This window comes from Variovorax sp. SPNA7, assembly GCF_033807855.1.
Lineage (GTDB): Bacteria > Pseudomonadota > Gammaproteobacteria > Burkholderiales > Burkholderiaceae_C > Variovorax > Variovorax beijingensis.
In genome coordinates this window covers 2,009,582-2,022,115 of sequence record NZ_CP138513.1, presented here as the reverse complement: position 1 = coordinate 2,022,115, position 12,534 = coordinate 2,009,582, and the positions used below count along the sequence as shown (strand labels likewise).

The window sequence follows — 12,534 nt, the reverse complement described above, 5'->3', positions numbered from 1 at the left end:
CATTCGTGCCTAACTTTAGCCGTCGCAACACCTGCGCGCTCCTGCTCCTTGCCGCCTCAGGCGGGTGCACATTCGCCCAGGGGAACTCCTTTCCGAATCGCAGTGTCAAGATCATCGTACCCTTCAGCGCTGCGAGCACAGCCGACAGCGTCGCTCGCAGCGTTGCCGAACGCCTCTCGGCGAAGCTCAAGCAGCCCTTCATCGTAGACAACAAGACCGGTGCCGGCGGCACATTGGGCGTGGCCGCGGTCGCGCACGCACCAGCCGACGGTTACACACTAGTGCTAACCACGTCCTCGCCGCTGGTCATCAACCCGCTTATCGATCGAACCGTCAGCTACAACATCGAAAAAGATCTGACTCCCGTGGCAATGATTGCTGAAGGAGGCCTGGTACTGGTATCGAATCCGAGCTTGCCTGCGCAGACACTTCCGGAACTGGTCGCGCTACTCAGGCAGAACCCCGGCAAGTACAGCTTCGCCTCGAACGGTAACGGCAGCTACTCGCACATGGCGATGGAATTGTTCCAGCAGATGGCGGGCGTGAACCTGGTGCATGTTCCTTACAAGGGCCCAGCCCAAGCCGAAACCGACGTCATGGGCGGACAGGTCACGCTGATGTTCGACTCCGTGACCACCGGCGCAGCAATGGTCAAGGCTGGCCGACTCAAAGCCTTTGGCATCAGCTCGGCGCAGCCTGATGCGGTGGCGCCGCAGTTTGTTCCTATCGCCCAGCAAGGCGTCGCGGCACTCAAGGCATTCGATGTGGTCGGCTGGACGGGCCTGCTCGCGCCCGCGTCCACGCCGCAGGACACCATCGCAATCCTGCAGGGCGCAATGCGTGAGCTGATCTCGGACCCAGCATTCCGCGCTGACATGCTCAAGCGCAACAGCGCTTTGGTGCCGCCCGGGATGGTCGGAAACATGGCCGCTCAGATCCGCCGCGACCGCGTCAAGTGGGAAGCCCTGGTGAAGGCGGCAAACATCCGACTCGACTGACAGCTAAGGCCATTCACGCCGTTCCCTTGATGGTGGGCCCGATGCAGGACCGTCCCCTTCTGATTCTCAATTGATCGACTTCGTCGAACGCCACAACCGCGATACGGAAATCGTCTCGCGTCGGGTCGAAGGCGACCTCCACCGCTACACATGGGCCGGCTGCGCAAAGCGTTCCGTCGCGTGGCCAATGCGTTGGACCGCGAGCGTAGGCCACCGTCCGATCGAATAGCCACGCTGGCTTGGAACGGCTACTGCCACCTTGAGCTGTACTACGGCGTCAGCGGATCGGGCCGCATTCTCGGCACCATCAATCCGCGGCTACACCTTGGGACCTGCGCCGGATGGAGGCCATCCGCGTAGGCGGGCCCGGGGTCTCGCTGCGGGAGATCGAGACGCTGATCGACCGGCCCGCCGGACGGCTCAACCGCCCTGCGCGGATTGCATAACATTCGGCAGCGGCTGCGCATCCGATCCGCCAAGCTGGCGGCAATGAGCGCCTTCGTCGACGCGAAGATCACATGGCTCGAGTCGTCTCGCGAAGGGCCACGGCCGAATTTCAAAGAGGACATGGCAGGCGTCGAGTCTGGCAAGGGTGACGTTAAGTGGCGGCTTCGACTCTTGGCTCTTTGCCGAAGCTCGCGCAAGAGATCGCTGTGCCGGCCCATTCCTGACTTGACGGCGAGTCGGCGCAGTCGCCGGCCAACTATCATCTCCGGACGACATCAACTCGCTCGCATGGGAGCGCGAAGAGTCTTGGCTCAAAGTTGCTCCGCCCGCTGTACAGGAGTGGTGTAGGTGGGCGAAGGACATACGCGCCCGCATCGATTCAACGTGAGGCAATTGCCGCACTTTGAGTTGGCCGCCGGCCAACGGCTCGTTCGCGAATACCGGCAGCCCATCACCGCTGACGTGCGTTGCCTCCCGTGGGCGCAGGATTGCCACCCCATAGCAAGCGGCGCACCGTGGTGCTCATGCCCAACGCTGGTCACCTGGGCCGACAGGAAAAGCGCCCCAGCATCAGTTGTCGGCCTTGAGGTTCTCGCTGCGCACGATCACGGACCACCTCGCGAGCTCGCTTGCGTATAGCTTGTCGGCCTCCTCCGGAGTGCCAGCACTGGCCTCCACGCCCAGCAGCGCGAACTGCTTGCGCAGTCGATCGTCGGCCATGGCCGTGTGCACTGCCTTCGACAGCTTGCGGATGACGTCCTTAGGCATGCCGGCCGGGCCGCCGATGCCGTACCAGCTGGCGACCTCATAGCCTTTTACCGTTTCTGCACCGGCTGGGACGCCCGGTGCGAGCTCGGTGCGCCTGGCAGTCGTCACGGCCAGGATGTTGGCGCGCGAGGCGATGGGTGCCACTGCCGGCGGAGTGCCAAACTGGACGTCGATCTGACTGCCCACCAAGGCGACGGCCGTTTCACTACCGCCTTTGTAGGGAATGTGAGTCATCTGGATGCCGGCGTCGCGCTGCAGAACCAGCGCAGCCAAGTGCGGCGTGGTACCCACGCCGCCCGCGCCGTAGTTGAGTTTGCCCGGCTCCTTTTTCGCACGGGCCACCAGGTCGGCGAGAGTGCGAATGCCCGACTCCTTGGACGCCGCGATCAGCATCGGCCCGTGTGCGATGGTGCTGATCATGTTGAACCCAGTCGCCGGGTCGTAACTTAGCGACTTGTACATGGAGGGAGAGATGGTGTTGGTGGAGGTCAGCAACATCAGCGTGTAGCCGTCGGCGGGCGAGCGCGCAACGACGCCGGCGGCAAGGGTCGTTCCTGCGCCGGGCTTGTTGTCCACGATCACACTTTGCCCGAGCGCCCGTCCCATGGCGTCGGCCAGGGCGCGCGCCACGTTGTCGGCGCCGCCGCCGGCGGAGAATCCGACAACCAGTCGAATGGGTCTGTCGGGATAGGCCGGCTGCTGCGCGAAGGTTGGCGCGCCGGTCAGCGACGAGACGGCCGCGAGGCAGGTGAGCATGAAATTGAAGCGGTTCAAGGGTGTCTCCTTATCGGGGGGTTGAATCGGTCAGGGCTTCTAGGCCGCGGACCCATCGGTTGATGAATGCGGTTTCTCGCAGGGCTTGGCAATGACGCAGCAGTCGCGCACCTGCCCCGGCATGTTGGGCGGGACGCCCCCAGTTCAGGCAGTCCTCCAGCTTTGCTTCGAGTTGTGAATTGCTGAGCGGCAGTTGCGACGAACCACGCAGGACCTCGACCCGCCGGCTCACGCTGCGTCCGTCGCGAAGCTGCAGCCGCACGTCGGCCGAGCGGGCCGCGACCGCCCCCTCCTCCTCGCGCCAATCCACCTGCGCTAGGAAGCGCTGGACTTCCGGCCTGCTCACGGCCTCGTCGGTGAAGCTGGCGAGGCGAACCTCCCCATCCAGCAGCGCGGCGGCCATGGCATAGGGCAGGCTGAACTTGCCCTCCAGGCCCGTCTCCGGCCGCGGATGCACCAAAGGTACGAACGCGCCGGCACTCCCGGTGACGTCGACCCGCTCAACATCGCCAATCCGCAACCCGTGTTCTTCACGCAGCGACAGCACGGCGTCTATGGCACGATGCGTGGCATAGCACATCGGGTACTGCTTCACGTCGAGGCCACTTCGTTCGACCTCGAGGGGCAGATCGCCGAGCCTGGCGAGCCACTCGTCCGCGGAGAACCCGCCGGCATAGATGCTTAGGTAGCCGTGCGGACCGTCAATGGCGTGCTCCCCGGCCTCGAAGCCGGCGGCGGCCAGCAAAGCCGCGCGCACCGCAGCGCCGCTAGCCTGACCCGCCTGGAAGGACTTGGCTTGCGTGCCGACGTTCTCGCGGGAGCCGGCGGCCTGGGCGACCGCAAAGCCCATGGCATGCGTGATCTGCGAGGCGTCGAGTTTCAGAAGGTACGCGCAAGCGACGGTAGCACCGAGCACGCCCATGCTGGCCGTCGAGTGCCAACCAGCGGCGTAGTGCGACGCGGCAAAGCCGCGCGACAACTTGACCAGCACTTCGAGCCCGACCACGAATGCTGCGTTCAGGCGCGATCCGTCAAGATCCCGCGCCTGCGCCACCGCAATCAGCGCCGGCCACAGCACCACGCTCGGATGGCCGCGCAGCGGAACGTTGACGTCGTCATAGTCGAGCACATGGCCCAAAACACCGTTGTGCCAGGCGGCGATCTCCGCGCTCGCCCATTCGCAGCGGCCCCACAGGCGCGCCAGCCTGGGCCCGCTTTCCGGGTGCAGCAGTCCGCTGTCCCCCAGATAGCGCAAGGCGGATTCAGATGCCGGCTCGGCACATCCGCCCAGCGCGACGGCATAGGTGTCGGCCAGCGAGCGGGCACACAGTTGATGATGTGCCGGCGTAAGGTTGTCCTCAGCAAAGCCGAGCAGGAAGGTCGAGATGCGCTCGGCTGCACTGGGCGAGTTCAGTTGATCGGACATGCCTTCGATTTGCTCGCTGCTCATTCGGGCTTGACGCCCGCCGCGTCCGCCGCCTTTTTCCAGCGCGCGGTCTCGGCCGCCATGAACGCACGCATCTGCGCCACGTCGAGGTGGCCCGGCTCGCTGCCGCCTGCGCGGACCGCCGTCATGGCGGCGGGGTCTTTGCTGGCGGCGCGCATCGCCGCGTTCAGGCGCTCGACGATTGCGGGGGCCGTGCCGGCCGGTGCGAAGAGCGCGGTCCACGAGGTGATCTCGAAGGCCGGGAAGCCCTGCTCCGCCACCGTTGGCACCTTCGGCATCTCGTCGTAGCGCGCCTTGCTGGACACCGCCAGTACCTTGACCTTGCCCGACTTGATGAGCGGAAGCAGGAGCGCCCCCGCATCGAACATCACTTGCACGTCGCCCGCGAGCAGGCCCGTCACCGCAGCCGGCGAGCCCTTGTAGGGCACGTGCAGCGCGTCCATGCCGGTCTCGGACTTCAGCATCTCCATGGCCAAGTGCGCCGTGATGCCGGCGCCACCCGAGCCGTAGGTGAGTTTGCCCGGATGCGCCTTGGCCCAGGCGATCAGCTGCTTGAGGTCGTCAGCCGGGAAGTCGCGGTTGACCACGAGGTAGAGACGGCCGTTCGCGCCCGAAGCCACCGGCACGAAGTCGCGGCTCGTGTCATAGGGCAGCTTGGCGTAGATGGCCGGGTTGATCGTCATCTGGCCCGAGGTGCCCATGAGCAGCGTGTAGCCGTCCGCCTCGGCCGACTTGACGGCCTGCGCGCCGATGATGCCGTTCGCACCGGCCTTGTTGTCCACGAAGACGGCCTTGCCCAGCAAGCGGCCGATGGCGTCCGCATAGGCCCGCGCGGTCACGTCCACGGTCTGGCCGGCCGGATAACCCACCACCAGGCGGATCTGCCGCTGCGGCCACGCCCCCTGGGCGCGCGCCCCTCCGAATCCGGCCGATGCCGCCGCCAGACCCACGAGCATCTCGCGGCGCGTCAGTCCCTTGTTCATGCTTGTCTCCAGTTGAGGATCATTGATGTGCTTCGAGCACGGTGGCGGGATAGAAGGCATCGCCTTCCATCAGCCGGCGCGCCGTGCGTCGGATGCCCAGGCGCACGAATTTCGGATTCAGTTCGCTGCCGCCCTTTGCCATCTCGCGGACGACTTCCATCGCGCCCAGCGGATGGCCGATGCGAAGGCGGCCTTCGGCCGCACCGCTAGCGGCCTGCTGCACGATCGTTCCGGGCACGCAGGACATGGCGGCGATGCAGATCGAACCGGTGCCGGCCATGCTCTCGTGGCAGCGGTTGTAGAAGACCAGGCGCGCCTGCAGGTCGGTGTCCTCGCGCCGCACCTTGCGGCCCTGGGCGTCCTGGTAGTCGTGCGGCGGCGCCACCACGACCATCAGCGGCAGCGCTGGCGACTGCGTCTCGGCCTCGCGCCAGTCGCTGGCCAGGCCCATCAGCAGTGCGGCCTTGCCGCGGATCTCCTTCAGCAGCTCGATGAGGCGCGGGTCTGCATCGACCTTGTCCGGCAGCTGCAGCACCGGGCCTTCGCAGTCGACGTCCGCGGCGCGCACGAAAGCGCAGGGGTTGGCCACGTCGCCCAGCGTCGCCTCGATGACGCGGCCGTCCTGCAGCTCGATGCGATCCACCACCCGGCCGGTGGGAAACACCTGCCCGGTCTTGGCGCCGGTGGTGGCGCTGTACTCCATGAAGATCTCGGCGCCGGTGCCGGGCACGCCGGGAATGGCCAGCTCACCTTGCACGCGGGCGCGACCACCCGCCACGGGCACGTGGGCGACCAGCACCTTGCGGGTGTTGGTGTTGAAGATGCGCACCTGCGTGATCGGTTCGGTGGCTTCGACCAGGCCACGGTCGATGGCATAGGGGCCGACAGCGGAAGAGATGTTGCCGCAGTTGCTGGTGAAGACCACCATGCCGCGGCCCGGCGGCACGATGCCGTAGGTGTAGTCCACGTCCGCATCGGGGCGGCTGGAGCGGCCCACGATGGCCAGCTTGGCCGTCACCAGCCGCGAGCCGCCGAGGCCGTCGATCTGCAGCAGGTCCTCGCTGCCCACCAGGGCCTTGAGCAACGCGTCGCGCGCCGGCCCGGGCGCGGGCAGGTCCTCGGCGTTGAAGTACAGGCCCTTGCTGGTGCCGCCGCGCATCAGCGTGCAGCGCACCGAGCGTTGTTCGTCTTGCATGAGAAGTGTCTCCGTTGAATCTCGAATGGCTAGGCGTGCTGCGCCACCGGCTCCCAGACCCAGGGCCGCGCGAGGCGGTCCTGCGCCTGCCATGCCTGGATGGCAGCCTGCCTGCGCAGCGTCAGGCTCACGTCGTCCAGGCCTTCGAGCAAAGCGGCGCGCTTCATGGCGTCGATCTCGAAGGCATGCGCGCTCTGGTCAGGAAAGATGACCTGCTGTGCCTGCAGGTCGACGACGACCGCACTGCCGTCGGCCGCCTGCGCGGCCAGCCGCTCGACCTCGTCACGCGGCAGCCGCACTGGCAGCACGCCGTTCTGCAGGCAGTTGTTGAAGAAGATGTCGCCGAAGCTCTCGGCGACGATGCTTCGGACCCCGTTGCTCGCCAAGGCCCAGACAGCTCCCTCGCGCGACGACCCGCAGCCGAAGTTGCGCCCGGCCACCAGGATGGGTGCGCCTTTGAAGCGCGGCTGGTTGAGCACGCAGTCCGCATCCTCGCTGCCGTCCGGCCGCAGCCGGATGGCTTCGAGCGCATAAGGCCCCAGCTCGTCACGGCCGAGGCCGGCCAGCCGCTCGACGCGAATGATCATGTCGGTGTCGACGTTGTCCAGCAGCAGGGGAATCGCGGCGCCGCGCAGTTGCTTGAAGCTTTCCATGGCTGTCCCGATTCAAAGAAGACGCGCGTCCGCGATCTCGCCGGCCAGCGCGCTGGCCACCGCGGTGACCGGGCTGGCCAGGTGCGTGCGGGCACCGGGTCCCTGACGGCCGACGAAGTTGCGGTTGCTGGTGGAGACGACGCGCTCGCCCGGCGCGGCCACCTCGCCGTTTGCCGCCACGCACATGCTGCAGCCCGGCAGGCGCCAGTCGAATCCGGCCTCGCGGAAGACCTCGTGGAGCCCTTCGCTTTCCGCGGCCCGGCGCACGTCCTCGGAGCCGGGCACGACCCAGGCCCGGACGTGGGGCGCCACGCGGCGGCCGGGACGCAGCAGCGCCGCGGCGGCGCGCAAGTCCGACAGGCGCGAGTTGGTGCACGAGCCGATGAACACGCGGTCGACCTTCATGCCGGTCAACGGCATGCCTTGTGCCAGGCCCATGTAGTCACGGGCATCGCGCCAGGCATTGCGCCTGGCGGCATCCGGTACATCGTCATCGCCGGGCACCCGTCCATCGATGCCCACCACCTGCTCGGGGCTCGTGCCCCAGGTGATCTGCGGCACCAGGGCACTGACGTCGAAGGCTTCCTCGCGGTCGAAGCGGGCGTTCGCGTCGGTGCACAGCATTGTCCAGTTCGCCACCGCCTCCTCGAAGCGCGGACCCTTCGGGGCGAAGGTGCGCCCGCGCAGGTAGTCGATGACCTTGTCGTCGGGCGCGACCATGCCGACCTTGGCGCCCATCTCGATGGAAAGGTTGCACAGCGTCATGCGCTCCTCCACCGGCATCGCCTCAATGGCTTCGCCGGCGTATTCCACGGCATAGCCCGTTCCTGCCGAAGCACCCAGGCGGCCGATGGCGTGCAGGATCACGTCCTTGGCCGAGACGCGCGGCTGCAGCGCCCCGTCGAAGCGGATACGCATGAGGCGCAGCTTGCGCTGCATCAGCGTCTGCGTCGCCAGCGCGTGCATCAGCTCGGATGAGCCCACGCCAAAGGCTATGGCACCGAGCGCGCCGTTCGTGCAGGTGTGGCTGTCGCCGCAGATCACCGTGGTGCCGGGCAGCACGACGCCCAACTCTGGCCCCATCACGTGCACGATGCCCTGCCCCGGCTGCCCGAGGTCGAAGAAGCGGATGCCGTGGCGTGCGCTGGACGCGGCGAGGCGGCTGCGAAGCGGCGTCTCGACGGTCTCGCGTCCTACCGCGGTGGACACGGTGTGGTCGGGCGTCGCGAACGCCAGTTCAGGATTGGGAGTGGGCAGGTTGCGCGCATCGAGTTCGCCCAGGCTGCGCGAGCCGGACATGTCGTGCAGCAGCTGCCGGTCGATGTGCAGCAGGCACCAGCCGTCGCCGAGCTGCTGAATCACATGGGCGTCCCATACCTTCTCGAACAGAGTGCGCGGCGCCGGCACGGGATTCTTCATGCCGAGGCGCCCGTCTCGGGATCGCGGAAGCGCGTGCGCAGCGCGTTCCACTCGTCCGCGCCGAAGCGGCGGAACCGTTCGGCCACGGGCATCGCGCTGCCCTTGGGCGGCGGACGGCGTGTCTGCGCCAGCACGCTCAAGGTTTCGTCGCAGGCGCCCATCACGGCGCCGATGAGCAGGCTCGGCAGGATCGCCAAGCGGTAGCCCATGGCCTCGGCATCGGCCAGCGGAATGTCCGGCGTTTTGCCGGCGCGCACGATGTTCAGCAGGCACGGCCCCTTCACGCGGCAGGGAATCTCGGCCAGTTCTTCCAGGCTCTGGGCGGCCTCGACGAAGGCCATGTCCGCGCCGGCCGCCAGCGCCGCATTGGCACGCAGGATGGCCTCGTCCAGGTCGACTACGGCGCGGGCGTCGGTACGGGCGATGATGAGAAAGTCCGAATCGCGCCGCGCGGCCAAGGCGGCGCGGATCTTGGCCACGAACTCTTCGCGCGACACCAGTTCCTTGCCGTCCAGGTGGCCGCAGCGCTTGGGCGCGACCTGGTCCTCGATGTGGCAGCCGGCGACGCCCGCCTTCTCGTACTCGCGGATGGTGCGCGTCACGTTCAGCTCGTTGCCGTAGCCCGTGTCCGCATCGGCAATGACCGGGATGCCCACCGAGCCGGCCATGATGCCGGCGGCTTGGGCCATCTCGGTGAGGGTGAGCAACCCGAAATCGGGAAAGCCGCGCGAGGCCGATACGCCAGCGCCCGACATGTAGGCACAGCCGAAGCCCGCCTGCTCGATGGTGCGGGCGGTGATGCCGTCGTAGCCGCCCGGCGCGGCGATGAGACCGGGTTGTTCCAGCAGGGCACGAAGCTGCTTGCGGGGGCTGAGGCGTGGGTGGTCGGTCAAGGGAACTCCAGGGAAGCGGCAGGCCGGATACCGGCAAAATGAATACATCATTCACTTATGACGTCTTAGAACTATAACGATATGGCTTGATGATGTCTACTGCCGGTAGACTTCGGCGCCCTCTCCCACTTCCTTCTTCATGACCGCCGCTGCCTCCGCCGCCAACGAGCCATCCCTGAGTCGCAAGGACGTCGTGCCCTTGCACCACCAGCTCTTCGTGGTGCTGCGCGACCAGATCCTGCGGGGGCTCTATGCGCCGGGCGCACCCATTCCCAACGAGACGCGGCTGGGCGAGCTATTCCGCGTATCGCGCATCACCGTGCGCCGCGCGGTGGCCGACCTGGAGGCGCAGGGCCTGCTGGAGAAACGGCACGGCCACGGCACCTTCGTGCGCATGGACCTGCCGCCGCAGCGCCCGGCCGCGACCCTGGGTTTCGTCGATTCGCTGCGCAAGCAGCAGCAGAACACGCAGGTCACGGTGCTCGAGCTGGAGGTGGCCACGGCCCCGCCCGTGGTGGCGCTGCAGCTGGCGCTGTCGCCCACCGAGCGCGCGGTGCATGCCGTGCGCCTGCGCTCGGCCGGCGGACGGCCGCTGATGGTGACCGACGCCTGGGTGCCCGAGCGCCTCGGAGCGCGCATCACCCGCGCCGGCCTGCGTCGCCAGGGGCTGTACGAGCTGTTGATGGGCGAAGGCATCCGCTTCGGGAGGGTGGTGCAGGAGATCAGTGCCGAGCCTTGCGATCCGCGCATGGCCCACCTGCTGCAGGTGGCGGCCGGCTCGCCGCTGCTGCGCATGTATCGTCTGCTCTACGACACCGATGGCCAGGCGGTGCAGCACATCACAATTCACTTCACGTCCGAGCGCAGCCGCATCCTGATGGACGTGGACATCAAGAGCCTCAACACCCTGGGTGCGGGGCAGATCACCCACGACGTGTAAGCGCCGTCAGCCGAAGCAGGTGTTCTCATCCTCGATCCGCTACTTCGAAGAAGTCGCGGGCCCGATCATCAATTTCTCCGAGCGCGCCGCGGTGACCCGGATCGTCCTCCAAGCCGGAAGTCTTAGCGAAGCTAGCCCCGCGCAGTAAGGCCTACACCCTGTCGTGGACTAACCGACCTGCGCCAAGCGTGCGCAGGTCCTTGCCCGCGATGTCCATCAGGAGGCGGCTGCGGGTCGGCGTGGACCTGATTGCGAGGAACTGAATCGGCCGCTGCTGCAGGTCGTGAACCAGCCTCTCGATGCGCAGGACGGCCGAGTTCAACTCAATGCCCAGCACCGAAGCCGTGAAGGGGTCCGCGAGTTCCGCATTGACCTCCTGGGTCACGCGACCCACGTCCTTCTCTTCATTTGAAACCAAGTTGAAAAGAGGCCGCCGGGCCAGGGCTTCGCGCGTCACCAAGGACTCGAACCTGGGCGGCAGCCAAGCCTCCAGCAGCATGAGCGGCACGTTCTTGCGGGAGCGTGTCCGCATCACATGCACGGCTGGCGAATCCGCCTCGATCTGCAGTGCCATGGCGATGTGAGCCGGACATCGCGCCATCGCGAGATCGAGTACCTGCACCTTCGTCTCTTCCACAACCTGCCGCAAGGTGTCGACAAACCCCAGCGTGGGCGGGGGCTTCCTGACCGTCGAGACGGGCGCCACAAAGGAACCGACGCCCTGCTCGTTGCGCACGAGACCCGCCGCCTGCAGGTCCGCCAACGCGCGGCGCACCGTGATGCGCGATACGCCGTACGCCCCGCACAGCTCCTCCTGCGTCGGCAATCGATCCCCTTCGGCAAGTACCCCGCGCAGGATCTGCTGCTGGAGGACGACGAAAAGCTGCTTGTGCAGCAAAGTGCCGGCCTGCTTGGCCAGAGACGAAGCCATGGATTCGTGTTCCCTCTAAGAAAGTCTGGAGCCTACCAAACCGCTTGCGCCATGGCATGTTGGCATGTTGTAATGTCTACATACCAACAAGATGCGACATTCACTCAACACTTCAGGAGACAACATGAAACGTCTGGTAGCGCTCTGCGTACTTCCCTTCGCAGCAGCCAGCGCCCTCGCGCAAGCAGGGGCCTTCCATCCGACCAAGCCCGTCACCCTCGTCGTTCCCTATAGCGCCGGCGGCGGCACGGATGCGGTGGGCAGGCTCTTCGGCAAGGAACTCGGCGAACTATGGGGTCAGCCCGTGCTGGTCGACAACCGAACCGGCGCCAGCGGTGTCATCGGCTCCGCCGTGGTCGCCAAGGCCGCGCCAGATGGCCAGACGTTGCTGCTGTCGGTGGCTTCGATCGCGATCAATCCTTACCTCATTGCCAAGCTTCCCTACGACACCAGAACAGACTTCACGCCCATCACGCCGGTAGCAAGGCCCGTCGTGGTCATGGTCGGCTCGCCCACCTTGAAGGCCAACGACATCAAGTCCTTCGTCGCGCTGGCGAAGGCCGAACCAGGCAAACATTCGTTCGCCAGTTCCGAACCCAGCACGCGCCTTTACGGCGAGCGCTTGGCCAAGGCAAGCGGCATCAAGCTTGTGCATGTCCCGTACAAGGGTGCCGGCCAGTGGATGACGGACGTCGTCGGCAGCGTGGTGGACACGGGCTTCGCCAGCATCACCTCCGCCCAGCCAATGATGCAGGACGGACGCCTCAAGATCCTGGGCATCGCTTCGCCGCAGCGAAGCGAAATGATGACCAACGTGCCCACCTTCGGCGAACAGGGCGTGAACGACCTGGAGTCCAAGAGCTGGTACGGCCTGTTCGGCCCCGGGCACATGGCACCCGCCACCGTCGCCGCCATCCATTCAGACGTGGTGAAGGTACTGGCCAAGCCCGAGGTCAAGGCCAAGCTCCAGTCGCTTGGTGCGGAGCCTGGCGGCGAAACGCCAGAAGCCTTCACTAAGCGGTTTCAGCACGACCTCGTGGAGTACGAGGAGCTGACCCGGGAGCTGGGCATCCAGGCTCAATGAAG

General features: G+C 66.6%; 11 protein-coding genes and 1 pseudogene. 4 read left to right on the top strand and 8 right to left on the bottom strand.

Translation table 11 applies throughout. The annotated features are described in order from the left end of the window. The first annotated feature begins 5 nt into the window (after nt 1–5). Both RZE77_RS09405 and RZE77_RS09400 read left to right on the top strand, forming a co-directional pair. The gene (locus RZE77_RS09405; RefSeq protein ID WP_319441599.1) at nt 6–998 is read left to right on the top strand and encodes a Bug family tripartite tricarboxylate transporter substrate binding protein; all 993 of its coding nucleotides are present in this window, start codon (nt 6–8) and stop codon (nt 996–998) included. A gap of 29 nt (nt 999–1,027) precedes the next feature. After that, nucleotides 1,028–1,322 (top strand): annotated as a pseudogene (locus RZE77_RS09400) (long-chain fatty acid--CoA ligase); the annotation flags it as partial. A 693-nt stretch (nt 1,323–2,015) separates the two neighbouring features. Here the strand turns inward: RZE77_RS09400 and RZE77_RS09395 are convergent. Genes RZE77_RS09395 through RZE77_RS09365 form a run of 7 tightly spaced genes read right to left on the bottom strand, consistent with a single transcriptional unit; the run spans nt 2,016 to nt 9,577 of the window. Further along, complete coding sequence (locus RZE77_RS09395; RefSeq protein WP_319441598.1) at nt 2,016–2,987, bottom strand: Bug family tripartite tricarboxylate transporter substrate binding protein; 972 nt, start codon at nt 2,985–2,987, stop codon at nt 2,016–2,018. A gap of 10 nt (nt 2,988–2,997) precedes the next feature. Continuing rightward, complete coding sequence (locus RZE77_RS09390; protein WP_319441597.1) at nt 2,998–4,437, bottom strand: MmgE/PrpD family protein; 1,440 nt, start codon at nt 4,435–4,437, stop codon at nt 2,998–3,000. Beyond that, nucleotides 4,434–5,417: a Bug family tripartite tricarboxylate transporter substrate binding protein gene (locus tag RZE77_RS09385; RefSeq protein WP_319441596.1), complete on the bottom strand. Its 984-nt coding sequence runs from the start codon at nt 5,415–5,417 to the stop codon at nt 4,434–4,436. The genes RZE77_RS09390 and RZE77_RS09385 overlap by 4 nt, the downstream gene beginning before the upstream one ends. Nucleotides 5,418–5,436: 19 nt before the next feature. Beyond that, nucleotides 5,437–6,612: a 2-methylaconitate cis-trans isomerase PrpF family protein gene (locus RZE77_RS09380; RefSeq protein WP_319441595.1), complete on the bottom strand. Its 1,176-nt coding sequence runs from the start codon at nt 6,610–6,612 to the stop codon at nt 5,437–5,439. 29 nt (nt 6,613–6,641) lie between these two features. Further along, nucleotides 6,642–7,265: a 3-isopropylmalate dehydratase small subunit gene (gene leuD / locus RZE77_RS09375; RefSeq protein WP_319441594.1), complete on the bottom strand. Its 624-nt coding sequence runs from the start codon at nt 7,263–7,265 to the stop codon at nt 6,642–6,644. A 12-nt stretch (nt 7,266–7,277) separates the two neighbouring features. Beyond that, nucleotides 7,278–8,684: a 3-isopropylmalate dehydratase large subunit gene (locus RZE77_RS09370; RefSeq protein ID WP_319441593.1), complete on the bottom strand. Its 1,407-nt coding sequence runs from the start codon at nt 8,682–8,684 to the stop codon at nt 7,278–7,280. After that, complete coding sequence (locus RZE77_RS09365) at nt 8,681–9,577, bottom strand: isocitrate lyase/PEP mutase family protein (RefSeq protein ID WP_319441592.1); 897 nt, start codon at nt 9,575–9,577, stop codon at nt 8,681–8,683. Before RZE77_RS09365 ends, RZE77_RS09370 begins: the two co-directional genes overlap by 4 nt. A gap of 139 nt (nt 9,578–9,716) precedes the next feature. Between RZE77_RS09365 and RZE77_RS09360 the strand changes: the two genes are divergently transcribed. After that, nucleotides 9,717–10,517, top strand: a complete 801-nt coding sequence (locus tag RZE77_RS09360) for a GntR family transcriptional regulator (RefSeq protein ID WP_319441591.1) — start codon at nt 9,717–9,719, stop codon at nt 10,515–10,517. Nucleotides 10,518–10,668: 151 nt separating this feature from the next. On the opposite strand, the gene RZE77_RS09355 is transcribed toward RZE77_RS09360, so the two are convergent. After that, on the bottom strand, nt 10,669–11,448 hold the full coding sequence (locus RZE77_RS09355; RefSeq protein WP_319441590.1) for a GntR family transcriptional regulator: 780 nt from the start codon (nt 11,446–11,448) through the stop codon (nt 10,669–10,671). 124 nt (nt 11,449–11,572) lie between these two features. Here RZE77_RS09355 and RZE77_RS09350 point away from each other — a divergent pair, with 124 nt between their 5' ends. Next, nucleotides 11,573–12,532 (top strand): Bug family tripartite tricarboxylate transporter substrate binding protein, encoded by a 960-nt coding sequence (locus tag RZE77_RS09350; RefSeq protein ID WP_319441589.1) that lies wholly within the window; start codon nt 11,573–11,575, stop codon nt 12,530–12,532. Nucleotides 12,533–12,534 lie beyond the last annotated feature (2 nt).

Bases quoted from the DNA above. Each gene is read 5' to 3' on its own strand.
- RZE77_RS09390 (WP_319441597.1), bottom strand. From the start codon at position 4,437: ATGAGCAGCGAGCAAATCGAAGGCATGTCCGATCAACTGAACTCGCCC.
- RZE77_RS09385 (WP_319441596.1), bottom strand. From the start codon at position 5,417: ATGAACAAGGGACTGACGCGCCGCGAGATGCTCGTGGGTCTGGCGGCG.
- RZE77_RS09380 (WP_319441595.1), bottom strand. From the start codon at position 6,612: ATGCAAGACGAACAACGCTCGGTGCGCTGCACGCTGATGCGCGGCGGC.
- leuD (WP_319441594.1), bottom strand. From the start codon at position 7,265: ATGGAAAGCTTCAAGCAACTGCGCGGCGCCGCGATTCCCCTGCTGCTG.
- RZE77_RS09370 (WP_319441593.1), bottom strand. From the start codon at position 8,684: ATGAAGAATCCCGTGCCGGCGCCGCGCACTCTGTTCGAGAAGGTATGG.
- RZE77_RS09360 (WP_319441591.1), top strand. From the start codon at position 9,717: ATGACCGCCGCTGCCTCCGCCGCCAACGAGCCATCCCTGAGTCGCAAG.
- RZE77_RS09355 (WP_319441590.1), bottom strand. From the start codon at position 11,448: ATGGCTTCGTCTCTGGCCAAGCAGGCCGGCACTTTGCTGCACAAGCAG.
- RZE77_RS09350 (WP_319441589.1), top strand. From the start codon at position 11,573: ATGAAACGTCTGGTAGCGCTCTGCGTACTTCCCTTCGCAGCAGCCAGC.